We start from the raw sequence: 21,895 nt of genomic DNA on the forward strand, positions 1-21,895 counted from the left end.
GCTCCAGGGTTTCCCTGCTGCGCCTGGGAAGCCGGGGCTTACCCTGTGCTTTTGACAGGCCCGCACAGCATATAGTCGCGCCCACGCCCGGCCCAGAAGGACGGGTGGTGGCGTGGCACCAAATTTGCTATGCTGGGTTGTCTGTTAAAAAATGTAAGGAAGAGCCATGAATGCTCTGGGCCGTTTTTCGATCCGCACCCGCCTGTACTTCGGAACCGTTTTTTCGCTGATATTGCTGGTCGTCATTGGCGCCATGGGCTATGTGGCACTGGACCGCACGCGCGGCACGCTGCAGGTGCTGTTCTCGGAGCGGGTGCAGACGCTGACCGACATGTCCGAGCTGCGCACCACACTGGGTGATCTGCGCCGCACCGAAAAAGACATCATCATCAATTTCAACAACTCGGTCGAAGTCTCCGCACTGCGCGAGACCTGGGCCAAGACCCTCGCCGCCCTGCGCAAGAGCCTGGCCGATGTGCGCCAGGTGCAGTCCGGCGATGCAGCGTTTGTCGAGTCCATCGACAAGTCGCTGGCCGAGATCAAGCAGTACGAAACCGGCATCTCCCCCATCTTCGAGCAGATCGAACGCGCGCAACTCGACGGTGCGGGCGGTGGCGCCTACGCCGACCGTTTCAAGGTGCACATGGAGGCCACCGACAAGCTGTTCTCCAGCCTGGCCACGTCGGCCCGCACCCAGATGGACGAGGCCCGCGCGGGCGTGGAGTCACGCGCCAAGGCCATGTCGGCGCTGATCGGCATCGGCCTGCTGCTGGGCCTGGCGGTGCTGATTCCGCTCACGTTCTTCAGCGTGCGCTCCATCACCAAGTCCCTGGGCCAGGCGCAGGAGCTGGCCGAGCGCATCGCCGGCGGCGACCTGTCGCGCGACGTGGTGGTGATGAACCACGACGAAGTGGGCCAGCTGGTGGTGTCCATGGGCCGCATGCAGGACGCGCTGCGCGGCCTGGTGCGCCAGGTGCAGGACTCGGCCGGCAACATCTCCACCGCCAGCTCCGAGATCGCCAGCGGCAACCACGACCTGAGCCACCGCACCGAGCAGACGGCGGCCAACCTGGAAGAGACCGCATCGTCGATGGAAATGCTGACCAGCACCGTGCAGCAAAGCGCGCAGTCGTCGCGCCAGGCCAGCGACTTCGCATCGTCTGCCGCCGAGGTGGCCGCACGCGGCGGCGCCGTGGTGTCGCAGGTGGTCACCACCATGGACCAGATCACCACCAGCTCGCGCAAGATCGCCGACATCACGGGCGTGATCGACTCCATCGCGTTCCAGACCAACATCCTGGCGCTGAACGCTGCGGTCGAGGCCGCCCGGGCGGGCGAGCAGGGCCGCGGCTTTGCCGTGGTGGCCAGCGAAGTGCGCAGCCTGGCCCAGCGCAGTGCGGCGGCGGCCAAGGAGATCAAGGGCCTGATCGGCTCGTCGGTGGAGCGCGTGGAAGACGGCTCGCGCCTGGTGAGCCAGGCCGGCGCGACGATGACCGAGATCGTGAGCAGCGTGCGCCGCGTGTCCGACATCATTGCGGAGATCACCGCGTCGTCGGCCGAGCAGAGCGACAACATCGGCCAGATCAGCCAGTCCGTCACCCAGCTCGACCAGATGACGCAGCAGAACGCCGCGCTGGTGGAGCAGTCCACCGCCGCGTCGGAATCCCTGCGCGAGCAGGCCGTGCACCTGACCAGCGCCGTGCGGCAGTTCCGGCTGCAGGAAGGCGCCGCGGGGTCTTCGCCGGCGTTCGGTGCGTCTGGCGAGCCCTCGGCACCGGCGGTGGCCCAGGCACCGCGCCGGCCCGCGCTGCAGATTCGCTGACCCTGCACAGGGCACAGCCCACACGCAAAAGGCCGGGCGACCGGCCTTTTGCTTTTTGCTCAGGCCCTGTCGCTCAGGAGAATCAGCGGGCGCTGGACGCCGCAGCCGCACCGGTGGCGGCCGGCAGGGCGGTGGCGGGGTTCACGGGGGCAGCGCTGCCCGTGGCTGGCGGCGCGGTGGCCGCAGACGAAGCCGCTGAAGCCGGCGCAGGCGCTGTCGCTGCCGGAGCCCGCGCAGGCGCAGTGGTCCACCGGTCGAACCACTGCAGGCGCCACGCAGCCACCCCCAGCGCCACCACCACCACGAGCGCCGCCGCGCTCCACCACAGCGGTGCCTTCGACTCCGCAAACGGGTCCTGCAGCGTGCGGCGCGCAGTGGCAGGCACTTTGGCCGTCTGCGACAGCGAGCTGCCCAGCCGCGTGTTGATGCGCATGCGCCCGTTGATGGCCCAGCCGCTGGCATCCAGCAGCGGCCCCAGGCTGCGCTGGCGCAGCTTGAGCCAGGCGATCAGCATGCTGGGCCCCGAGATGGCCAGCACGATGCCCGCCAGCGCCAGCGGTATCCACACCCCCAGGTCCACGAACTTGGCGAACACGCCGACCAGCACTGCGCTGATGCTGCCCAGCGCGACGCCGATGGCGGCCACCGTGCCCACGTCGGTACGGCGGGGCACGGTGGCCGTGACGGCGTCCGCAGGCGCCGTGCCCGCAGCCTTCAGGGGCGTGTTGGCCAGCGAGCTGGCCGTGGCGCCCAGGGACTTCTGCGCCCGTGCCTCGCCGGCTGCCGCCCGTTTGGCCACCTGCTCTTCGATGAGGCGCACGAACTTCTTGTAGGGCGACAGGAAGGCCTGGCCGATGCTGGTGGGGTTCTCGACGATGCGGGTGATGGTGGCATCCCAGTCCTGGCCCTTGCGGTCGTAGAACACGCCGTTGCGGCCCACGAAGAGGAAGTCCACATCGCCCGCGGTGAACGCTGCCACGATGCCCATCTTCTGGCCCTTGCGCGTGCATTGGCAGTAGGCGAGGTAGGTCTTGGCCAGGCCCGCCAGCTTGGCGTGCTGCGCGGCATCAGCCACCTGCACCGTGAGGTCGCAGCTGCGCGCATCCAGGTACAGCGTGCCGGCCTGGAAGATCGCGCCGCGGCGCTGGTAGAACGCGGAGAACGACACGAAGTTGTTCAGCAGCTCCAGCAGGTCGCGCTTGAAGCGCAGCAGCTTTTCCAGGTCTTTGGTGTGCGCGTTGTGCGTCTGCTCGGCCTCGTCGTCGGCGATCAGGTCTATCACGCGCTGGCGCGCGTCCGTGGCGTGCAGGGCGGTCAGCACCTCGTCGCCCAGCGTGTCCACCGCGGTGGCGGGCCGGTCTTTCAGCCATTGCTGGCAGGGCGCCAGCGCCTGCGCGATGGTGTGCCAGCCCTCCTGCGTCAGCGTGTCCACGTCGTGCCCGAGCAGCGGCACCACGGCATGGTCGCGAAAGGCGTGCAGCGCGGCCGCCCAGGCGGGGTTGACCCCCTCGGTCAGCGGCAGCAGGCCGCGCGGCGTGATGGGTGCCAGCGGCAGGGTGGCGATGGCGCTGGATGACAGGTCGAGCTCCTGGCGCGCCATGGCGGTGTATTCCTCCAGCGACGGGTTCAGCGCCGTGGCCGCGCGCAGGTCGTAGGCCGCCAGGCGGCTGCGGGCGAAGAAGTCTTCCACCTTGTGGGCCACCGCGTTCATGGCCTCGGTCGCCCTGAGCGTGTGTTCGCCCAGGGCCAGTGCCGTGGTGGCGTCACGGGCCTTGGCAGCCCAGGCGGCGATCTTGTCCAGGTCGGCAAAGAACGCTTCGGCGCGGGCGCGGTCGATGCCCGGCAGCGGCGGGTCGCCCACGGGCGGGGTGCTGCCCTGGGTCTTCAGGATGTGCTCGATCGCGGTGCGGGCGAGCGCATCGCCCTGCGCCGTCTCCACGGTGATGATGCCGTCGCCGTTGAACCGCAGGGTACTCAGTTGCTCGCTGCGCGCCACCACCTCGGCCAGCGAGATGGCGGTGGCATCAGGGCTCCCCGCCATGGCGAGGATGCGACGCGCTGCGCCTGCCAGCGCCGCACCCGGGTCGGTGCTGTCGTCGATGGCTGCGATGTCCAGCGTATCGCCGGGCCTTGTCAGCTCGGCAGGGTCGCGCAGCTGCGCGCAGGCCCAGGCACAGGCGGCCAGCAGTTCCGGGGGGCGGATGCGGCCGTCGTGGTCGGTGTCGATCAGATCCAGCGTGCGCTCGTCGAACTCGATGCCGCGCGTGGGGCAGGCCAAGGCCACCCAGAGCTTCTGGTCCAGCTCCGGCAACCGGGCGATGTCCTCGCCGGATCGGATGATCACCTGGTCCACGCCCCCGGCGCGGAAGAATTGCCATGGGTGGGGCGGGGTCGGTGGTGGGTGCATGGGAATGGGTACGGGCGCGATCGGCGGGCCAATGGGAATGGGGGCGGGGCGGATACCGCGGCGGGCGCAGGCCGCGCCTCGCCGGGTTGCAGGCTTTCCATTCTGGGCGGCTGCCTGCCCGGCTTCCAGCGGTCACGGGCCAGTGGCCCTGTCAGACTGGGCTGACAGCAGCGCCGGGCGATCCGTAGGGGAAGATGCGGAAGGTTTTGGCCGCTACCGCGCTATGAGAAAGCGCTGGCAGCTACAAAAATTATAGCGTTTCGTGGTGGGAGTAACCCGGGGCGAGGGCGCAATGCGCTGCATCGCGCAAGCCCTCGCCCGCACCGCGCCCGGCCGTACCCCCGGCGGTGCGGGTCTGCCGGACGCTCAGTCGCGCGTGACGCGCAGCACTTCTTCCCGGCTGGTGATGCCCGCGGCGATCAGGCGTTCGCCATCGTCGCGCATCAGCGCCATGCCGTCGGCCATCGCCGCGGCGCGGATGTCGGCCTCCGACGCCTGGTTGTGGATCTGCGCGCGGATCGCGTCGTTGGTCACCAGCAGCTCGAACACACCGGTGCGGCCCGTGTAGCCCGTCTGGCCGCAGTGCTCGCAGCCGCTGCCGTGGCAGTGGCTGCAGTACTTGCGCACCAGCCGCTGCGCCAGCACGCCCAGCAGCGACGACGACAGCAGGAAGGGCTCCACGCCCATGTCGGTCAGGCGCGTCACCGCGCTGGCTGCGTCGTTGGTGTGCAGCGTGGCCAGCACCAGGTGGCCCGTCAGCGAGGCCTGGATGGCGATCTGCGCGGTCTCGAAGTCGCGGATTTCACCGATCATGATGATGTCCGGGTCCTGCCGCAGGATGGCGCGCAGGGCCTTGGCAAAGGTCAGCTCGATCTTGCTGTTGACCTGAGTCTGGCCCACGCCCGGCAGCTCGTACTCGATGGGGTCTTCCACCGTCATGATGTTGTTGCGCGTGGCGTCCAGGCGCCCCAGGCCCGCGTACAGCGTGGTCGTCTTGCCCGAGCCCGTGGGTCCGGTCACGAGGATGATGCCGTGCGGCTGCGAGATCAGGCCTTCGAAGCGGTGCAGCGTGTCGCCCTGCATGCCCACTGCCTCCAGGCTCAGCTTGCTTTCGCTCTTGTCCAACAGGCGCAGCACGGCGCGCTCGCCATGGGCGCTGGGCAGGGTGGACACACGCACGTCGATGGCCCGCGTGCCCAGGCGCAGGCTGATGCGGCCGTCCTGCGGCAGGCGCTTCTCGGAGATGTCGAGGTCCGCCATGATCTTCAGGCGCGAGATCAGCGCGGCGTGCAGCGCGCGGTTGGGCTGCACCACCTCGCGCAGCGTGCCGTCCACCCGAAAACGCACGCTCGAATGCCGCTCGTACGGCTCGATGTGGATGTCGCTCGCGCCGTCGCGCGCGGCCTGCGTGAGCAGGGCGTTGAGCATGCGGATGATGGGCGCGTCGCCGGCGGATTCCAGCAGGTCTTCCACCGCGGGCAGCTCCTGCATCATGCGCGAGAGGTCGGCGTCGCTCTCGACCTCGCTCACCACCGTGGCGGCGCTCGATTCGCTGTGCGAGTACGCGGCGCTGATGCGCTGCGCCAGGCCCGGCGCGTCCAGCGGCAGAAGCTGCTGCACCGCGTGCTTGCGCAGCACTTCAGACAGCGCACCCGCGTCGGGGGCCGGGCCGTGCCACAGCACCAGTTGGTGGCCGTCATCCTCCAGCAGCAACTGGGCGGTGCGGGCAAAGGCGTAGGGCAGGGGGTGGCGCATGGTGTGTCTTTTTGAAAACAGTCTGTTCATCCCTGCCGCGGGCCAGTTCGATTGCCGGGGCGCGAAGGATGGAATGGGCTCAGCGAAGGAAATCCAAAAAATCGATCAGAAAATTCTAGGTGCAGATGGATACTGGACGTTGAGAATTCTACGAATATCAGTCAGGCACTGCGGTGCTGAACTTGTTGTTTTTGATATCAAAACTCATTTGGCCAAGCGAACCATAATACCAATAATGCAGAAATGCATTGCTATTTTTGGAATCTACTCTGTAGGTAACCGGTACGCCTCTAACTATGAAGGTTTTTTGATTTTTCAGGTTCAAGTCTGTCGCCAAGCCATCAAATTCATGCAGTGATGCTGAAAAATATCCTTGATTCGCTGCCGCTTCTCGTATCTGTCCGCCTATGCGTTTCACATCACGTTCGACTTGATCAAAGTGATGGATCCCATAGACGATGGACGCCACAAAAAGAGCTACGCAAAAAACGATTTTAATGCCATATTCTTTGGCTGAATTTAGGTCTTTCTTGATGAGGTGAAAAATGCCTTTGAACAGAAAAACAGGTGCGCAAAGAAAGATTGCAACCAAACCGAATACAGGGCTTCTGATGAGATGAGCGTCGACCAAGCAGAAAATTATTAGCAGCAGTGTCACTGCTGCTAATTTTACTGAATTCTTGAATTGGTTTTGCATTTGACTGGGGATAATCCAGAGCCAGGCTTGATATTCATGTATCGATGTCCTATGCCGGATAGGGCCCAGCGCGTAGTGAAATCGACCGTGTTTGCTGGTGAGCCATTTCTGCCAAACAGCATGACAAAGTGTTGATTGCTCCAAGCGCTTTGCGGAGCTCTTTCGCGTACGGCACTTGCAAGCGCACTGTCTCGGAAGTGCTTTCCGAAATATTGCAACCCTAAACTTGCCTCGTTAAACAACCCTTCGTAGCCACCCATGAATCGTTCAGCGGCGACAAGGTTGATGTTCGGGATCGGGTTGCTTTTCGACCATTCCAGTCTCTTGGTCATGAGAAAGGATTCACCCTTGCCCGGTCCCAAGGCCAAGCCTATCCAGTGGGCTACCGCAGCATCGCTAGGGCGGACGATATTTTCTATGGGATCGATTTGCTTGGAGTTTTGCTCTACGTCGGTGTCGATGTGAGCGGGCGCGGACTTGTTCATTGCCTGTATCCAGCTCGCATGACTTGAAAAAGTGTCTGAGTCGCGATTGCGAACACTTGATGGACTCGGAGCAACGCCTGTGTGTAACACGCTATCCAGGTGAGAGGATGCGACGTGCACTGGAGCACGTGAAGGGGTATGGCGTTCAAACATGGTTAGATTGAATGGGAATATTTTTGGGTAGAGCGATAGAAAGTCGTCTGATTCCAACGTCCCGCCCAATAGGGTCATGCTGATGCAGACCGGCGCAGGTGGCGTCGGCGCTGCGCTGATGGGTTGCTAGCCCTCCACACCGTGGCAACACATCCGTACCTGTCGGCGGTGGTGCTCAGAGCGGCTGCGCCGCCACCGTGGCGTTCAGCGCCAGCTTGCCACGCACGGTGGCTGCGGCGGCCTGGGCAGCCTCTTCGGTCGCGTAGGGGCCCACCCGCACGCGGGTGGCCGTGCCGCGGTTGGTCTCCACGGACTGCAGCGCCAGCGGCAGCGCCGAATTTCGCAGGCGGGCCATCGAGGCCTTGGATTGCGCGTCATCGCCGAAGGTGCCGATGTTGACGTAGTACAGCGACACCGCGGCCTGGGGGGTCGCTGGCGGTGCTGCAGCAGGTTGCGCAGGCGCAATGCTGATCGGTGCGCCGGTGGGTGCTGGCGGAGGCAGCGGCACCACGGGGGTGAGTTGCTGCATGGGGACGGGCACGGGCACAGCGGTCGCCGGTTGCGCAGGGGCAGGGGCGGTGAATCGCTCCGGCAGCGGAGGCAGTATGGGTGCGCCCGACACCGTCTTCATGGGCAGGCTTGGAGCGGGCTGCGTGGCCTGCTGCAGCGCGCGGATGGCTTCATAGCGGTCCACCATCAAAGCGTCGCTGGTGGCGTTGTCGCGCACCACGATGGGACGCAGGAAGACCATGAGGTTGGTCTTGTTGCGCGAGCGGGTTTCGCTGCGGAACAGGTTGCCCACCACCGGCAGATCGCCCATCACCGGCACCTTGTCCTGGCCTTGCTGATAGCTGTCTTCCAGCAGGCCGCCGATCACGATGATGCTGCCGTCGTCCACCACCACGTTCGATTCGATGGAGCGTTTGCTGGTGCTCGGACCGTTGGCGTTGCTGAGGGTCGACGTGTCGATCTTGGAAACCTCCTGGTAGATCGCCATCTTCACCGTGCCGTTTTCGCTGATCTGCGGGCGCACCTTGAGCATCAGGCCCACGTCCTTGCGCTCGACGGTCTGGAACGGGTTGACCGTGCTGCTGCCCGTGGTGTTGGCGTACGAACCCGTGACGAAGGGCACGTTGTTGCCGATGATGATGCGCGCCTCTTCGTTGTCCAGCGTCATCAGGTTGGGGGTGGAGAGCACATTCGCGTCCCCGCTGTTCTGCAGGAAGTTGGCCAGTGCCCCCAGGTAGTACTGGCCGTTGATGCGCGGCGCCAGCGCCACGTTCAGTCCCTGACCGAGGGTGCCCGCGGCCGAGGCGATGCTCGCAGCGTTGCCCGATGCCAGGGCCGCGGTGATGCCCAGGATGTTGGCCCCGGCCTGCCCGGAGTTGGTGCCGATCACGCCCACGGTACCGTCGCCTTGCTTGCCCAGAATGCCCTGCCACTGGATGCCGAACTCGGCCAGCTTGTTGGCCGAGATTTCCACGATCAGGCTTTCCACCAGCACCTGCGCACGCCGCCCGTCCAACTGGTCGATGACCGTGCGCAGCTGGCGGTACAGCGGCTCCGGCGCCGTGATGATGAGCGAGTTGGTCGTCGGGTCCGCCTGGATCTGGCCACCGGTGGATGGCTGGTTGTTGTTGGTGCTGCTGGTGCCCATGGCGCTGCTGCCCGCACCCAGTCCGCCCGAACTGCTGTTGGACAGCCCCGTGCCGGTGGACAGCATGCTGCCGCTGTTGTTGCCGCCGCTCAGGCTGCCGCTGGGCGCGGCGGGGCTGCTGACACCGCCGCCGCCTGCGGCACCCCCCGCACTGTTGCCCGTGCCCATCGCCGCCATGGCAGCGCGCAGGGTGGTCGCAAGCTTGGTGGCGTCGGCATTCTTGAGGTAGACCACGTGGATGTTGCCGGTGGACGCGCTGCTGCCGGGCACGGGGGCCTGGTCCAGCCGGTCCACCAGCGCGCGCACCTGGGCCACGCGGGCCGGGTTGGCGGCGCGCAGGATCAGCGAGTTGCTGCGCGGCTCGGCGATCAGCGTGGTCTTGAACGACGTGTCCGACTGCCCCTGGCCAGCGGCCGGCACGCCCACGGCGGCACTGCCGCCGTCGATGAGGCGCGCCACCAGCGGCGCCAGGTCGGTGGCCACGGCGTTGCGCAGCGGGATCACTTCCACGTCGCTGGCGTTGGAGACATCCATGGCCGCCACGATGCGTGCCAGGCGCTGCAGGTTGTCGGCGTAGTCGGTGATCACCAGCGAGTTGTTGCCGGGGTTCACGTTGATCGTGTTGTTGGGGCTGATCAGCGGGCGCAGCACGGGCACCAGGTTGGCCGCGTTTTCGAAGTTGAGCTTGAAGATCTGCGTGACGATCTGCCCGCCGCCCGGCGCGCTGCCGGAGCTGCCCTGCACCACGCTCACGCTGCCGCCCTGCAGCTTGGCGTCGGCCTCGGGCACCACCTTGTACAGGCCCGCCGCTTCGACCACGGTGAAGCCCTGCAGGCGCAGCGCGGCCAGGAACTGCTGGAAGGCCGCCGCCGGGGTCACGGCGCGCTCGGTGACGAGGTTGAGCTGGCCCTTCACGCGCGGGTCCACGACCACGTTGCGGCCGGTGATGGTGGCCATGGTGCGCGCCACGGCTTCGATCTCGGCGTTGGCGAAGTTCAGCGTGACCGGCTCGCCCGATCGCACGCTGCCGGTGCGGGTGTCGATGGCGGTTTGTGCATTGATCTGGCCGCTGGCGCAAGCCAGCAGGACGCTGGCAGCTATCGCTTTAAGAGCAAAATCAAGGCGGGGTGAGAACAAGGAAGTCATAGGGTCAACCCACGGTGATGATGGAGCGCGCGCCGCTGCGCCGTCCAATGATGTTCAGAAGATTGGCCAGGGCCGCCTCGCGCTCGGGCGCGGCACTGGCCTCGCCCGTGAAGCGCAGGCGCTGGCCCACCCATTGGCCCGAGCCGCTCAGTTGCAGGTGGCCGTCGAGCGTGCTCAGCGTGAGCGTGGGCACTTCGCCGCCCTGCACCGCCAGCCTGTAGCTGCCCATGGGGCGCAGGGTGGACAGTCGCGAGGACATGGCCCGCGCATCGAGCTGCGCCTGGCCTGCCAGGGTCATGCGGCCAGCGCTCCAGCGCGCCGCCAGGCCGCGGGTCTGCAGCACCAGCTGCCCCTGCGGCTGCAGTGTGTTCCAGGGGGTGCCCAGGCCGGTCAACACGGACGCGGGCCACAGGCTTTCGCCGTCGATCACGGTCAGCCGTGCGCCGGACAAGCCCGCGCTGGCCTGCAGCTGCAGCGGCTGGGGTGTGCAGCAGTCGGCATGGATCTGCACATGCAGTCCGCCCCAGCTGGGGCGTATGCGCCAGTCCAGCCGCCCCGGCAGGGCGGCGCGGTCCTGGCTGGCGCTGCCGCCGGTCAGCACCAGTTGTGCCGAGCCGGTCCATACCGTTCCGCGCGCCTGCAGCAACTGCACCTGCCCGCCGGAGGCGTTGGCCACGTTGTCGGCCAGCCAGTGCGCGGGTGCAAACACCACCACGGCGGGCAGCATGCCGGCCAGGGCGCCCGCCAGCGCCCAGCCCCAGGCAGAGCGGGGCGTGCGGGTCACGGGTGGGCGGTGTCGGGAGGAAGTGGCCACGGGTCTCGTTGCGTTCAGGGCTGGGCTGGCGGCAGGGCCAGCACCAGCGTGCCATCCCAGCGCGGCATGGCGCGGGCGCTGCCCAGCACCACGGGTGCTGCCGCCCCGTTGGGGGTTGCGGGTGCGGCCGCGGCGCTGCGTGCCAGGCGCGCCTCGATGGGCGCTGCGCGCGCATTGCTGCGGGCCTGGGCCAGCCACTGGCCCAGCGCGTCGGCGGGGGCGCCCTTGAGCGTGACGGTGGCGCGGTCGCCGATGACATTGATCTGTGCCGTGTTGCCCAGGCGCTGCGCCAGTGCGGCACGCAGCGCACCCACCGAGTCGCCGCGCGTGTTGCGGGGGGCGGACTGCAGCTGCTGCGCTTCTGCGCGCAGGCTTTGCATCTGCTGAAGCTGGGCGTCGAGTTCTGCATGGCGCGCAGGGGCGGCGCGCAGCGTGGCCAGGGCCGGTGCCACGGCCACCCACCACAGCAGCGCGAACGCCACGAGACCGCCAGCGGCCAGCACCAGGGTCTGCTCGCGTGGGGCCAGGGTTTGCCAGCGGGCGCGCAGCGCGGCGCTGGACGACGGGCGGGTGCTCATGGTGCGCCTTTCGCAGTCGGTGGCAAACGGCCTTCGGCGGCGCGCAGCAGCAGGCTGCCGTCGTCCACCCGGGCCTGGTAGCCCGCGGCCTGCAGGCTGGCAGACAGCGCGGTTTCTTCGTCCGGGCCCAGGGTCACGCCGCGCAGGCGCAGCTCGCCCGGGGTGTATTCGATGGCGGTGGGCTGGCGTCCGGCGGGCAGTGCTGCGCCCGCGGCGGCCAAGAGGGGCTCCAGGTCGCGGGTCGACACGCTGCCGGCGGCTTGCCGCAGCTGCGCCAGTTCGCGCTCCATCTGAACCGGTGCGTCGACCACCACCTGCACCTTGGGGAAGGTCTGCGTCAGCGTGGAGCGCACGGCGGCCTGCTTGGCCACCATGGCCTGGCGCTCCTGCCAGGCCCAGGCATTGAGGCCCACCAGATGCGCCACCACCAGCAGCGCGGCGCCCCAGCGTGCGGCGCGCCATTGCGGCGCATGCAGCAGCGCGCTGGCCAGGCTGCCCGCCTTGCGCAGGGCGCGTGTGCGGCCGGTGCTGGCCAGGTCGAATTGGGCCAGGTCCCAGTCGCTGCGCGCGGCATCCAGCGCGCGCTGGCTGGCGGTGTGCAGTGCCACGCGCTGCCCCAGGGTGCGCTCGGCCAGCGCTGCCACGGCGGGCTCGGCACGCACCACCAGGGCGTCGTCCTCGTCGCCGGGCGCAGGGGGTGTGCCGGGGGCGCCGGCGCGGGCCAGCGCCAGGGCCATGTTCGACAGGGGCAGCACGGCCACGCCTTGGCTGGGGCCCTGGCCGGTGAGCACCACGCACGCGTCTTCGGGGGTGCCCAGTGCGCACAGTTCGGGGCGGCCGCTGGCAGTGGGGCCGGGCGCGAATTCAGGCACCACGCGCGCCACGCGGCGGCCCGCGGCCTCCAGGGCCTGCAGGTTTTCGCGCAGCCAGGCGCGGTCGCACACGGCCACCCACAAAGGCTCGCCCGCCTGCGCGCCGGGCTGCAGCGCGAAATGCAGCTGGCTGGCGTCGTCCAGAAGGCGGTCTTCCAGCAGGCCGTCGAGCACCGAGCGCAGGCGCGGCGTCTGCTGGCCGGCACCGAGCGCGATGCCCGGCGGCAGTTGCACGCGTTGCCACGACAGCGCGCGCGCGGGCACCACGGCCACCACCTCGCCGCCGGGGCGCGTGGGTTCAGGCAGCAGGGCCGCCGGGGCGGTGGCGTGTCGGATGGCAGTGTGGCCGTCCGCCGTCAGCGTGTAGCTGTACTCGGTGGCGGGGCCCGGACGGGCCGGCGGCAGGAAAAGGATGAGGGTGCTCATGGAGGGGTTTTGCGGGCCATTTTAGAGGGCGGACTTGACACTGTCGGGCCAACGCCGCCCAGGTGTCTCCAATCCGCTGCGTCTGGGCGCCGGTTCTATCGCAGCACCTGGGCCGTGCCGGGGCCGGATTCACGGTCGAAGGCCCCGCGTTCGCGCCACAGGGTGGTGACCTCGATGCCCTGTTTGCGGACCAGCGAGCGCTCGTCCACCATGGCATCGCCCAGCCGCAGCCGGCCGCGCACCTCGAAGTACGACGAGGCCACGGCCAGCGTGCTTTCGGGGATGTCGATGGTGGCTCCCAGCAGTTCGCGCACCTCGGACAGCGTGCGGAAGTGGCGCGACTCGCGGACCTGCAGGATCTTCTGGGCGCTGGCCATGTCGAGGCCGGCGATGGCCGCCAGCAGCACGTCGATGCCGGCCGTGTTGATGTTGACGGGAGTGTTGGGAGGCAACAACGACACATGGGGCGTGAGCGCGAGGACGGTGCTTTGCGACAGGCCCAGCCAGCCTAACTGCGTGATGGATGGCGGCATCAGCGGGGCATTGCCGCTGTCTCCGCTGCCTGCAGCCTGGGCGCGCTGCATGCCGTCCACCAGTGCGCTCAGTTCCTGCTGCGGCAGGCCCAGCCGCTCGAACAGCCGCATGAATTGCCGCTGGCCCACGTCCTGCACCTTGCCGTTGACCACCAGGTTGGACAGGTTCAGCCGCCCCTGCGCGTCGGTGATCTGGCCCGAGAGGAACGCCTCTGTGGTGTCGGTGCTGGCATCGTCGACCTGGCTCACGTTCTTGTCGGCCGCCAGAAAGGTGGACAGGCGGGCCTCCTGCAGCGGCACGGCCCAGGGCTCGGCCAGGTGGTCCGCGCCGCCCGAGCGGCCGTCCTCGCGCAGGATCAGGCGCGAGAAGTCGAGCGAGCCGATGAGGATCCATGCCGACTGCACGCGCGCGCGCTCGGCCGTCTCGACCTCCACCGCCCGCCACTGCTGCCACATGGCCGACGCGGCGAACGTGGCCACGAGGGTGACGGTGAGCATGGCCAGCAGCAGCGCCGCGCCGCGCGCCTGGTGCAGCCGGCGCGCTCCTGCCGCACGCCGCGGCGCCGGCCGGGGTCTGGCTGCGGCAGGGCTTGCGCGTCCGGTCGGCAGGTCGGTGGGGATGTGCGGGCGGGCGGTCATGTCCGGCCTCCGCCCAGCAGGGGGTTCACCCAGTCGCGCGTGAGCTGCCCGACCAGCGCCTGGCCCGGGGGCAGGGTGATCTGCAGGCGCACGCCGTCAGGGATGGCGGCCGTGGTGCTCTCGGCGGTGGTCGTGCCGCTGCTCGATTGCGCGTTGGACCAGGCACCGCCGCGGTAGTAGAAGATCTGCCAGTCCTGCAGCGGCAGCAGCGCCATCTCGTAGCGCCGCTCCGCGTCGGCAGGGGTGCGCGCCCACTGGGCGGCCAGCGCCCAGGCTTCCTGCCACTGGGCGCGCGTGCGCACCGGGGGCGATTGCCAGCGCACCCATTGGCCCGCGCCCTGCGCGCCGCGCAGCGTCCAGGCCACCACCAGCGCGCCCTCGTCGGGCACGGCACTGGTGCGGCGCGTCAGGCGCAGCACCTGGCCGTCCCAGTCGAGCGGGGTGGTGTTGGCAATCGGCATCAGTGCATCGAGGTCCGTGCCCCACTGGCCCAGGGACGACTGCAGCACCAGCATCTCATCGGCCCGCTGCCGCGTGATCTCCTGCGCCCGCACCATGCCATCGAGCCCGCGCCAGCTGAGGATGGCCAGCAGGCTCATCACCGCAATCGCGAGCAGCAGCTCGACCAGCGTGAAGCCGCGTGCGGCCTTCGAGGCTGAGCTGCGTTGAAAAATACAGAGCCATTTCCGACGAACTGGCCGAAGCGCCGCGCGAGGCTTCGACAAGCTCAGCCCGAACGGTTGGGGTGGATGGCACGCGAGGCCGCACGGAGCAGGCGCGGCGTGATGCAGGTGCACCCGTGAAGATGGTTCTGCCATCCCGTCGGGTTCGTCCCCACCACCGGTGTAAGGCGGGAGTCCTGCCGCTGTGAATCCACGCGCGACCGTCTCAACCGGCGCGGCGCAAGGCGAGGGCACCCGTGGAACTGGCTCTGCCAGGCCACGGGGTGCGTCCCCCTTGGGGGATGACGCGAAGCGGCTCAGGGGGAGCATCAATACCTTCCGATGATGGTCGAGACCCGCAGGATGGAGTTCTCCCCATCCAGCACCTGCGCATCCACCCGCCGAAAGCTCGGGTTGGGCGTGGGCCGCACGATCACGGCCACGGTAAGCTGCCGGCCCGCCTGCTCGCAGGTGAGCGTGCTGTCGCCCACGCTGGGCATCTGGCGCGACAGCCGGGCCTTGACCAGCTCGTTCTCGGCGCACAACTGGGCCAGCACGATGTCCGACTGGCGCAGCGCGTTGCGCGTGAGCGCCGTGGTGGCCTGCAGGCCGGCCATGAGGGCGATGGCCACGATGCTCAGCGCGACGAGCACCTCGACCAGCGTGAAGCCCTGCTGGTGTTGCTTTGGCTGCGGGCGCCGTGCAACCTGCCTTGGATCGCCACTCACTGCACGGTCTCGACGGTGAAGGGCCGCACGCCGTCAGTGGCGACGCTCAGCGTGCGGTCCGGAAATGCCTGGTGCGTGATCAGCACCTGCTGCCGGCCGATCAGCGGCTCCGGACCCAGCACCAACACGCCAGGGCCGCGCACGGCGGTGCCGGCGTCCAGCCACTGGGTGGGCAGGGCGGCCTGTGCACTGGGCGGCAGGCCTTCGAACTGGAAGCCGCGCGGGTTGGCACGCCACACCACCGGTATGCCGCCCCCGCGGGACTGGGCGCGGGCCGACTCCAGCAGCGCGGCCAGCCGCGCCGCCTCGCGCTCGACCAGCGTCTGGCCGCTGTCGCGCATGGCGATGCCCACCCCGGCCGTGGCCAGGGCGATGATGCTGATGACGACCAGCAGTTCCAGCAGCGTGAAGCCGCGCGAGCGAGAAGACATGGAGTCAGGGCCTAGCGATGCACATCACGCCGCGGGGCCGGAAACATCGGCTCGGTGGGAGGGCCGCCGGGCCGCCCCAAGGCGGAACGCGGCCCCCTTGGGGGCAGGGAGCGACACGCAGTGCGCGACCGTGGGGGCCATATCAGCCCGCCGCCCGGCCGCCCGAAGGCGGGCTGGGCCCCCTCGGGGGGCAGGGAGCGACACGCAAGTGCGCGACCGTGGGGGCCATATCTTCACTGCCAGCTGCCGATGTCCGCGTCCTTGCCTTCGCCGCCGGACTGGCCGTCCGCGCCGAACGACATCACGTCGATCTCGCCCTTGATGCCGGGATTCAGGTACTGGTAAGGGCGGCCCCAGGGGTCGTTGGGCAGCTTCTCCAGATAGAGCTTCCAGTTGTTGGGCACGGGGCCGGCCGAGGGCTTGATGATCAGCGACTGCAGTCCCTGTTCGGCCGTAGGGTAGCGCTGGTTGTCCAGGCGGTACAGCTTGAGCGCCTGCATGATGTTGGTGATGTCGGTGCGCGCGGCGGTGACACGCGCATCGTCGGCGCGTTCGAGCACATTGGGCACGATGAGGGCGGCCAGCACGCCGATGATGACGAGCACCACCATCAGCTCGATGAGGGTGAAGCCCCGGGCCACACTGCGGCGGGCGGAGCGCAAGAGGAGAGGAAAGGAAGTGTTCACTGCTGGCGGTCTCTCGGATGGTCGGATCGCGTGAATCATAATCCCCGCATGGTGACCAATTCACACAGCAAATGGGGCGTGCGCCTGGGGACTCTGGCGCTTTGGGCGGCGGCGGGCGCCAGCGTGGTGTTCTGGGGCATGCGCCTGTCGGCACCGGCCGCGGGTACGGCGGCGCCCGTGGTGCTCCCGGCCGCCGTCGCGCCCGACGCGCAGGCGCTGGCCCGCCTGCTGGGCGCCATGCCTTCGGCGGCGGGGGCCGCGCCCGCTGCGCCGGTAGCCACACTGGCCAGCCGGTTCTCGCTGATCGGCGTTCTGTCGGGCCGCGCCAGCGGCGGCGGCGCGGCGCTGATCGTGGTGGATGGCAAGCCCGCCAAGCCCTTCCGGGTGGGGGCCGCGGTGGACGAAGGGCTGGTGCTGCAGGCGCTGGGCCCGCGCCAGGCGCAGTTGGGCGGCTCGATGGATGGCCCGGCCACGCTCACGCTGGACATGCCGCTCAAGAATTGACGCGGGTGCAAGAACGCGTAAAAGCGTTCCAGTGTGCTGCTTTCCCCTCGAGCACCTGGGTGCAGCCGCTCAGGTCAATCCCAAAGTCTCCCATTCCCCCCAGCCGGGCGCTGCCACGGGCCATTCGTCTGACCGCGGTAGTGCACTGCCGTGGGCGCGCAGCCAGGCCACGCAGCGGATCACCCCGGCGTGCGTGATCCACACCACATCCGACACGGTGCCGCTCGCGGATGGGACATGGACGTGGTCCACATGGCTGGCGGCAGGGCTGCCGTCGGCGCCCAGCGCCGCGGCCACGCGCTGCAGCACGGAGGCCAGGTTGTCGCCGCCGCCCGGGCGGTAGCGGGCGAAGTCGGCGGTCCACGCATCGATCTCCGCACGGGCGATGGCGTCCCAGGCCTGGCCTTCCCAGGCGCCAAAATCCATTTCGACCAGCCGTGCGTCGGGTTTTGATGTGAGATCGGGTCGCAGCGCTTGCAGGCTGCGCGCCAGCTGCTCACATCTTTGTAGCGTGGAGTGGTGCACACGCGCCTGGCCGGGCAGGGCGGCCGCCAGGCGTGCTGCCGCGGCGTGTGTCGCTGCGGCGTCGGCAGGTACATCCAGCGCCCCGTAGCAGGTGCCGGGTGCCACCAGCGGCTGGGCGTGGCGCACCAGCCAGAGGCGGGGGCCGCGTACGGCGGCCGTGCCGGTCTGTGGATGTTTCACATCCAGCGCAGGGCCAGCGCTGCGCCCAGGTAAAAGCCGATCTCGCTGACCTGCTGCGTGGCGCCCAGGCAGTCGCCGGTAAAGCCCTGCAGCCGGCGCGCAAACCAGCGCGCCATCCAGGCCGCCGACACGCCACTCAATGCGATGGAGGCCGTCAGATAGACCGCTGGCTGGGCATACGCCACCAGCGCCAACGGCACCAGGCACCAGGCTAAGGCAGCGGCCAGTGCGCCACCCGAGATCTGGTCGGCCAGCGGCTTGCTCTTGGAGCGGGCCGTGTGGCCCACATGCGGCAGGCTGCGCACGATGAACAGCGGCCACAGGCGCGACAGCACATGCGCGCCCACCAGGGCCGACGTGGCGGCCAGCAGGCCGTGGGCGCCCAGCAGCGCCAGCAGGCTGAGCTTGGCGAGCAGGGCCAGCACCAGCGCCATGGCACCGTAGGCCCCGATGCGCGAGTCTTTCATGATGTCGAGCGCGCGCTCCCGGTCGGCACTGCCGCCCAGGCCGTCGGCCACATCGGCCAGCCCGTCTTCATGGAAGCCGCCCGTCATCAGCACGGTGGCCACCGTGCACAGCACCGCCGCCACGGCGGGGGCCCACGGGCTGGGAGCCAGCGCCCAGTGCAGGGCCGCATAGACGGCCATCGACAGCAGCGCCGCCAGCCAGCCGATGCCCGGAAAGTGCGCCGCGCTGGCGCGCAACATGGCGGGGCTGAAGCCCACCCAGTCGGCCAGCCGGCCGGTGACCGGAATGCGGGTGAAGAACTGCACGGCCAGCAGGTAGTGGCGCAGGGCTTGCATGGCGTGCGTGACCTGGAGTGCGGTGGGGGTTTGCTACAATTTTTATAGCTTCTAGCGCTTGTCTATCAAGCGGTAGAGGCCATTTTTGTGCATTATTTGGAGCGCAGGAACAGGCGGTAGGCCGGGTTCAGCGTCTCTTCCACATACGGGTAGCCCAGCGTGGCCAGGAAGGCGTCGAACGCGGCCTTGTCCTCGGCGGGCACCTGCATGCCCACGAGGATGCGGCCATAGTCGGCGCCCTGGTTGCGGTAGTGGAACAGGCTGATGTTCCAGGTGGGCTGCATCAGGCTCAGGAACTTGAGCAGCGCGCCGGGGCGCTCGGGGAAGGTGAAGCGCATCAGCCGCTCGTCCTGCGCCAGTGCCGAATGGCCGCCCACCAGATGGCGCAAATGCTCCTTGGCCAGCTCGTCGTGGGTGAGGTCCAGCGCCTCGAAGCCGTGGCGGCCGAAGTTGCCGGCAATCTCCGTCGACTCTCCCCGGCCGTTGGTGGTCAGGCCCACGAACACATGCGCACGGGACTCGTCGCTGATGCGGTAGATGAACTCGGTCACGTTGCGCGGGCCGCCGGGCAGGCCGCCCACCACTTCGCAAAAGCGGCGGAAGCTGCCGCGCTCCTCGGGGATGGTGACGGCGAACAGGGCTTCGCGCTCTTCCCCCACTTCGGCGCGCTCGGCCACGAAGCGCAGGCGGTCGAAGTTCATGTTGGCGCCGCACAGGATGGCGGCGTAGGTCTCGCCCGTGGTCTTGTGCTCGGCCACGTACTGCTTGATCGCCGCCACGGCCAGTGCGCCGGCGGGCTCGACGATGCTGCGCGTGTCCACGAAGATGTCCTTGATGGCTGCGCAGACGGCGTCGGTGTCCACGGTGATGAACTCGTCCACCAGGCCGCTGGCGACCCGGAAGGTCTCTTCACCCACGAGCTTGACGGCCGTGCCGTCCGAGAACAGGCCGACGTCGGGCAGCGTGACGCGCTGGTGGGCGTTGACGGACTGGATCATCGCGTCCGAGTCGTTCATCTGCACGCCGATCACCTTGATCTCGGGCCGCACGGCCTTGATGTAGTTGGCCACGCCCGAGACCAGCCCGCCGCCGCCGATGGCCACGAACACGGCGTCGAGCTGGTTGCTGCCCAGGCTTTGCAGCTGGCGCAGGATTTCCATCGCAATGGTGCCCTGGCCTGCGATCACATCCGGATCGTCGAAGGGGTGCACGAACGTGAGGCCCTGCTCCTGCTGCAGGCGGGCCGCGTGTTCGTAGGCGTCGGAGTAGCTCTCGCCGTGCAGCACCACATCGCCGCCCAGAGTGCGGACCGCATCGATCTTGAGCTGCGGTGTCGTGGTGGGCATGACGATCACCGCGCGCGTGCCCAGCTTGTGGGCGCTCATGGCCACGCCCTGGGCATGGTTGCCAGCCGACGCGCAGATCACGCCGCGCTGCAGCTGCTCGGGCGTGAGGTGCGCCATCTTGTTGTAGGCACCGCGCAGCTTGAAGCTGAACACCGGCTGCTGGTCTTCGCGCTTCAAAAGCACCTTGTTGTGAAGGCGCCGGCTCAGGTTGTTGGCGGGCTCCAGCGCCGACTCGACGGCCACGTCGTACACGCGGGCGGTCAGGATCTTCTTGAGGTAGTCGGCGGGAGTCAGGTGCTGGGTCATGGCGGGCAGGCAGGCAGTGGAGCGCCGCCGGTTGGCGGGGCCCACATCATAGAGGGTGGGCTTTTGGGGGCGGAACCTGGGCTGCGTGCCGCCCGTGGCCACAAGCAGCAGGGCAAAAAAAAGCCCCGGGCCGTGAGGCCAGGGGCTGAATCCATCCTTTGAGGAGATGGAGGAGACAATCGGTGCGTGGCAGGCCGTGAAAGCGGAGCACTTCAGGCCGTGCCGTCTGCATCTTCAGCAATCACTGAAAAAAGCAGCGCATGTCCAGAAGTTTACCGCGAGACTTGTTGCGATGCAGCAAAATCTGCAGCAAATTCCCGCCGCGCGGTCAATCCGTGCGAAAAAAACCACGTCATCAAGGAGAAACATCAATGGAATGCACAGTCAGCTGGACCGGTGGCGCAGGAACGCGCTCGGGCATGGGCTTCGTGGCCGAGACCGGCAGCGGCCACGTCCTCACCATGGACGGCGCGCCCGATGCCGCCAACCCTGCCAACGGCGGCCAGAACCTGGCGCCCCGGCCCATGGAGACCGTGCTGGCGGGCACGGGCGGCTGCACGGCCTACGACGTGGTGCTGATCCTGAAGCGCGGCCGCCACGACGTGCGTGGCTGCAGCGTCAAGCTGACCACCGAGCGCGCACAGACCGATCCCAAGGTGTTCACCAAGATCCACATGCATTTCACGGTGACGGGCAAGGGCATCCCGGCACCCGCCGTGGAGCGGGCCATCGCCATGAGCCACGACAAATATTGCTCGGCCAGCATCATGCTGGGCAAGACGGCGGAGATCACCACCGGTTTCGAGGTGATCGAGGCCTGATGGCACCGAAGCCACGGAAGCGTCGCCCGCGATGCGGATGACGCAGCCAGGGTTGGAGGCCCGTTCCTTTCTGTCCTATCCGATTGCCAACTGGGCCACGTGGCAGATGCGCGCTGGGGGCGGCCCCGGCCCCGGACCTGCTCAGATGTAATGTGCGGTGGTCGTCATGACCTTGGCCGCCACCCTCATCGCTGCGCGGGCCGGCAGCGGCAGGTCCATCGCGCCCGAGGCCCGGGCCTGGGCGGCATGGCGCTCCTCATCGTCCTTCATCCGCGCTACCACGGCGCGCGAGGGCAGGTCTTGCTCCGGCAGCCGCTTCAAATGGCCCGCCAGATGCGCGGACACCTGTTTTTCTGTTTCCGCAACGAACCCCAGGCTGGCCCGGTCGCTGATCTTGGCCGCCACCAGACCGAGCGCGAATGCCCCCGTGAACCACAGGGGGTTGAGCAGGCTGGGCCGGGAGCCCAGCGCATCCAGGCGCTGCTGCGTCCATGCCAGATGGTCCGTCTCTTCCCGGGCGGCTTCGAGCAGGTGCGCGCGCAGACCGGCGTCGCGCGTCACCGCCGCCTGGGCCGTGTACAAAGCCTGGGCGCACACCTCCCCCACATGGTTGACGCGCATCAGGGCGCCTGCCAGCCGTTTCTGTGCAGGGTCCAGCGAGGGCTCGGCCATGCCTTGCGCTGGCGTGGGCGCGCTGGCGCGGGGTTTGGCAAAAAGCGTGCGGAGCGCGTGGTCCGCAGCGGTTAGCAAAGAATCCATGGTTGCTTTCGGATTGACAAGGGTATGGAAACACAAGTTGCATATGGATACATGTGCAGGCCCTTGTTTTTGGACTTGGCGCAAGGCGAAGAGGCCATTTTGCCGCTCCACACTTAAATGTTGCAACACTGCAACGGATTTCCCCTTTCGGGCCGATTGT

Annotated in this window: 20 protein-coding genes; 3 read left to right on the forward strand and 17 right to left on the reverse strand. The window is 68.2% G+C overall.

Features of this window, described 5'->3' with window-relative positions; all coding sequences use genetic code 11:
- The first annotated feature begins 166 nt into the window (after positions 1 to 166).
- Complete coding sequence (locus ASG27_RS09115; RefSeq protein WP_056415088.1) at positions 167 to 1,822, forward strand: methyl-accepting chemotaxis protein; 1,656 nt, start codon at positions 167 to 169, stop codon at positions 1,820 to 1,822.
- An 82-nt stretch (positions 1,823 to 1,904) separates the two neighbouring features.
- Here the strand turns inward: ASG27_RS09115 and ASG27_RS09120 are convergent, their stop codons facing one another.
- The 13 genes from ASG27_RS09120 to gspG form a co-directional block, all read right to left on the reverse strand.
- Positions 1,905 to 4,229, reverse strand: coding sequence for a hypothetical protein (locus tag ASG27_RS09120; RefSeq protein WP_056415091.1), 2,325 nt, complete (start codon positions 4,227 to 4,229; stop codon positions 1,905 to 1,907).
- Between the two features lie 366 nt (positions 4,230 to 4,595).
- Positions 4,596 to 5,984: a GspE/PulE family protein gene (locus ASG27_RS09125; RefSeq protein ID WP_056415093.1), complete on the reverse strand. Its 1,389-nt coding sequence runs from the start codon at positions 5,982 to 5,984 to the stop codon at positions 4,596 to 4,598.
- A 157-nt stretch (positions 5,985 to 6,141) separates the two neighbouring features.
- Positions 6,142 to 6,681 (reverse strand): hypothetical protein, encoded by a 540-nt coding sequence (locus ASG27_RS26635; RefSeq protein WP_156370586.1) that lies wholly within the window; start codon positions 6,679 to 6,681, stop codon positions 6,142 to 6,144.
- Entirely contained in the window at positions 6,654 to 7,166 is a 513-nt protein-coding gene (locus ASG27_RS26640) for a hypothetical protein (RefSeq protein ID WP_156370588.1), read from the reverse strand. The genes ASG27_RS26635 and ASG27_RS26640 overlap by 28 nt, the downstream gene beginning before the upstream one ends.
- Positions 7,167 to 7,494: 328 nt before the next feature.
- Positions 7,495 to 10,122, reverse strand: a complete 2,628-nt coding sequence (gene gspD, locus ASG27_RS09130) for a type II secretion system secretin GspD (protein WP_156370590.1) — start codon at positions 10,120 to 10,122, stop codon at positions 7,495 to 7,497.
- A gap of 4 nt (positions 10,123 to 10,126) precedes the next feature.
- Complete coding sequence (gspN, locus tag ASG27_RS09135; RefSeq protein ID WP_056415097.1) at positions 10,127 to 10,936, reverse strand: type II secretion system protein N; 810 nt, start codon at positions 10,934 to 10,936, stop codon at positions 10,127 to 10,129.
- Between the two features lie 14 nt (positions 10,937 to 10,950).
- On the reverse strand, positions 10,951 to 11,514 hold the full coding sequence (gene gspM, locus ASG27_RS09140; protein WP_056415100.1) for a type II secretion system protein GspM: 564 nt from the start codon (positions 11,512 to 11,514) through the stop codon (positions 10,951 to 10,953).
- Positions 11,511 to 12,812 (reverse strand): type II secretion system protein GspL, encoded by a 1,302-nt coding sequence (gene gspL / locus ASG27_RS09145; RefSeq protein ID WP_056415102.1) that lies wholly within the window; start codon positions 12,810 to 12,812, stop codon positions 11,511 to 11,513. The genes gspM and gspL overlap by 4 nt, the downstream gene beginning before the upstream one ends.
- Before the next feature lie 95 nt (positions 12,813 to 12,907).
- A complete protein-coding gene (gene gspK / locus ASG27_RS09150) occupies positions 12,908 to 13,984 on the reverse strand; it encodes a type II secretion system minor pseudopilin GspK (protein WP_156370592.1) in 1,077 nt (358 codons plus the stop codon).
- Positions 13,981 to 14,658, reverse strand: coding sequence for a PulJ/GspJ family protein (locus ASG27_RS09155; RefSeq protein ID WP_056416253.1), 678 nt, complete (start codon positions 14,656 to 14,658; stop codon positions 13,981 to 13,983). Before ASG27_RS09155 ends, gspK begins: the two co-directional genes overlap by 4 nt.
- Before the next feature lie 317 nt (positions 14,659 to 14,975).
- On the reverse strand, positions 14,976 to 15,374 hold the full coding sequence (gene gspI, locus ASG27_RS09160) for a type II secretion system minor pseudopilin GspI (protein WP_056415105.1): 399 nt from the start codon (positions 15,372 to 15,374) through the stop codon (positions 14,976 to 14,978).
- On the reverse strand, positions 15,371 to 15,805 hold the full coding sequence (locus ASG27_RS09165) for a prepilin-type N-terminal cleavage/methylation domain-containing protein (RefSeq protein WP_056415108.1): 435 nt from the start codon (positions 15,803 to 15,805) through the stop codon (positions 15,371 to 15,373). The genes gspI and ASG27_RS09165 overlap by 4 nt, the downstream gene beginning before the upstream one ends.
- 233 nt (positions 15,806 to 16,038) lie before the next feature.
- Positions 16,039 to 16,491 carry a type II secretion system major pseudopilin GspG gene (gspG, locus tag ASG27_RS09170; RefSeq protein ID WP_326938775.1) on the reverse strand — a complete coding sequence of 151 codons (453 nt, stop codon included), beginning with the start codon at positions 16,489 to 16,491 and terminating at the stop codon, positions 16,039 to 16,041.
- Between the two features lie 48 nt (positions 16,492 to 16,539).
- On the opposite strand from gspG, the gene ASG27_RS09175 reads away from it, so the two are divergent.
- Positions 16,540 to 16,995, forward strand: coding sequence for a hypothetical protein (locus ASG27_RS09175; protein ID WP_056415112.1), 456 nt, complete (start codon positions 16,540 to 16,542; stop codon positions 16,993 to 16,995).
- Positions 16,996 to 17,064: 69 nt separating this feature from the next.
- On the opposite strand, the gene ASG27_RS09180 is transcribed toward ASG27_RS09175, so the two are convergent.
- The 3 genes from ASG27_RS09180 to ilvA form a co-directional block, all read right to left on the reverse strand.
- Positions 17,065 to 17,700: a histidine phosphatase family protein gene (locus ASG27_RS09180; RefSeq protein WP_056415116.1), complete on the reverse strand. Its 636-nt coding sequence runs from the start codon at positions 17,698 to 17,700 to the stop codon at positions 17,065 to 17,067.
- Positions 17,697 to 18,503 (reverse strand): adenosylcobinamide-GDP ribazoletransferase, encoded by an 807-nt coding sequence (gene cobS / locus ASG27_RS09185; RefSeq protein ID WP_056415118.1) that lies wholly within the window; start codon positions 18,501 to 18,503, stop codon positions 17,697 to 17,699. The genes ASG27_RS09180 and cobS overlap by 4 nt, the downstream gene beginning before the upstream one ends.
- A 92-nt stretch (positions 18,504 to 18,595) precedes the next feature.
- Positions 18,596 to 20,155, reverse strand: coding sequence for a threonine ammonia-lyase, biosynthetic (gene ilvA / locus ASG27_RS09190; protein WP_056416255.1), 1,560 nt, complete (start codon positions 20,153 to 20,155; stop codon positions 18,596 to 18,598).
- A 371-nt stretch (positions 20,156 to 20,526) separates the two neighbouring features.
- Here ilvA and ASG27_RS09195 point away from each other — a divergent pair, with 371 nt between their 5' ends.
- The gene (locus tag ASG27_RS09195) at positions 20,527 to 20,976 is read left to right on the forward strand and encodes an OsmC family protein (protein ID WP_056415123.1); all 450 of its coding nucleotides are present in this window, start codon (positions 20,527 to 20,529) and stop codon (positions 20,974 to 20,976) included.
- A gap of 141 nt (positions 20,977 to 21,117) precedes the next feature.
- On the opposite strand, the gene coq7 is transcribed toward ASG27_RS09195, so the two are convergent.
- Complete coding sequence (gene coq7, locus ASG27_RS09200) at positions 21,118 to 21,735, reverse strand: 2-polyprenyl-3-methyl-6-methoxy-1,4-benzoquinone monooxygenase (RefSeq protein WP_056415127.1); 618 nt, start codon at positions 21,733 to 21,735, stop codon at positions 21,118 to 21,120.
- Positions 21,736 to 21,895: the final 160 nt, after the last annotated feature.

This window comes from Acidovorax sp. Leaf191 (genome assembly GCF_001424425.1).
Classification (GTDB): domain Bacteria; phylum Pseudomonadota; class Gammaproteobacteria; order Burkholderiales; family Burkholderiaceae_C; genus Acidovorax.

Excerpts from the sequence above, each read along its gene's own strand:
- ASG27_RS09115 (WP_056415088.1), top strand. The coding sequence starts at position 167 with ATGAATGCTCTGGGCCGTTTTTCGATCCGCACCCGCCTGTACTTCGGA.
- ASG27_RS09120 (WP_056415091.1), bottom strand. The coding sequence starts at position 4,229 with ATGCACCCACCACCGACCCCGCCCCACCCATGGCAATTCTTCCGCGCC.
- ASG27_RS09125 (WP_056415093.1), bottom strand. The coding sequence starts at position 5,984 with ATGCGCCACCCCCTGCCCTACGCCTTTGCCCGCACCGCCCAGTTGCTG.
- ASG27_RS26635 (WP_156370586.1), bottom strand. The coding sequence starts at position 6,681 with ATGCAAAACCAATTCAAGAATTCAGTAAAATTAGCAGCAGTGACACTG.
- ASG27_RS26640 (WP_156370588.1), bottom strand. The coding sequence starts at position 7,166 with ATGAACAAGTCCGCGCCCGCTCACATCGACACCGACGTAGAGCAAAAC.
- gspD (WP_156370590.1), bottom strand. The coding sequence starts at position 10,122 with ATGACTTCCTTGTTCTCACCCCGCCTTGATTTTGCTCTTAAAGCGATA.
- gspM (WP_056415100.1), bottom strand. The coding sequence starts at position 11,514 with ATGAGCACCCGCCCGTCGTCCAGCGCCGCGCTGCGCGCCCGCTGGCAA.
- gspL (WP_056415102.1), bottom strand. The coding sequence starts at position 12,812 with ATGAGCACCCTCATCCTTTTCCTGCCGCCGGCCCGTCCGGGCCCCGCC.
- gspK (WP_156370592.1), bottom strand. The coding sequence starts at position 13,984 with ATGACCGCCCGCCCGCACATCCCCACCGACCTGCCGACCGGACGCGCA.
- ASG27_RS09165 (WP_056415108.1), bottom strand. The coding sequence starts at position 15,805 with ATGTCTTCTCGCTCGCGCGGCTTCACGCTGCTGGAACTGCTGGTCGTC.
- ASG27_RS09175 (WP_056415112.1), top strand. The coding sequence starts at position 16,540 with ATGGTGACCAATTCACACAGCAAATGGGGCGTGCGCCTGGGGACTCTG.
- cobS (WP_056415118.1), bottom strand. The coding sequence starts at position 18,503 with ATGCAAGCCCTGCGCCACTACCTGCTGGCCGTGCAGTTCTTCACCCGC.
- ilvA (WP_056416255.1), bottom strand. The coding sequence starts at position 20,155 with ATGACCCAGCACCTGACTCCCGCCGACTACCTCAAGAAGATCCTGACC.
- ASG27_RS09195 (WP_056415123.1), top strand. The coding sequence starts at position 20,527 with ATGGAATGCACAGTCAGCTGGACCGGTGGCGCAGGAACGCGCTCGGGC.
- coq7 (WP_056415127.1), bottom strand. The coding sequence starts at position 21,735 with ATGGATTCTTTGCTAACCGCTGCGGACCACGCGCTCCGCACGCTTTTT.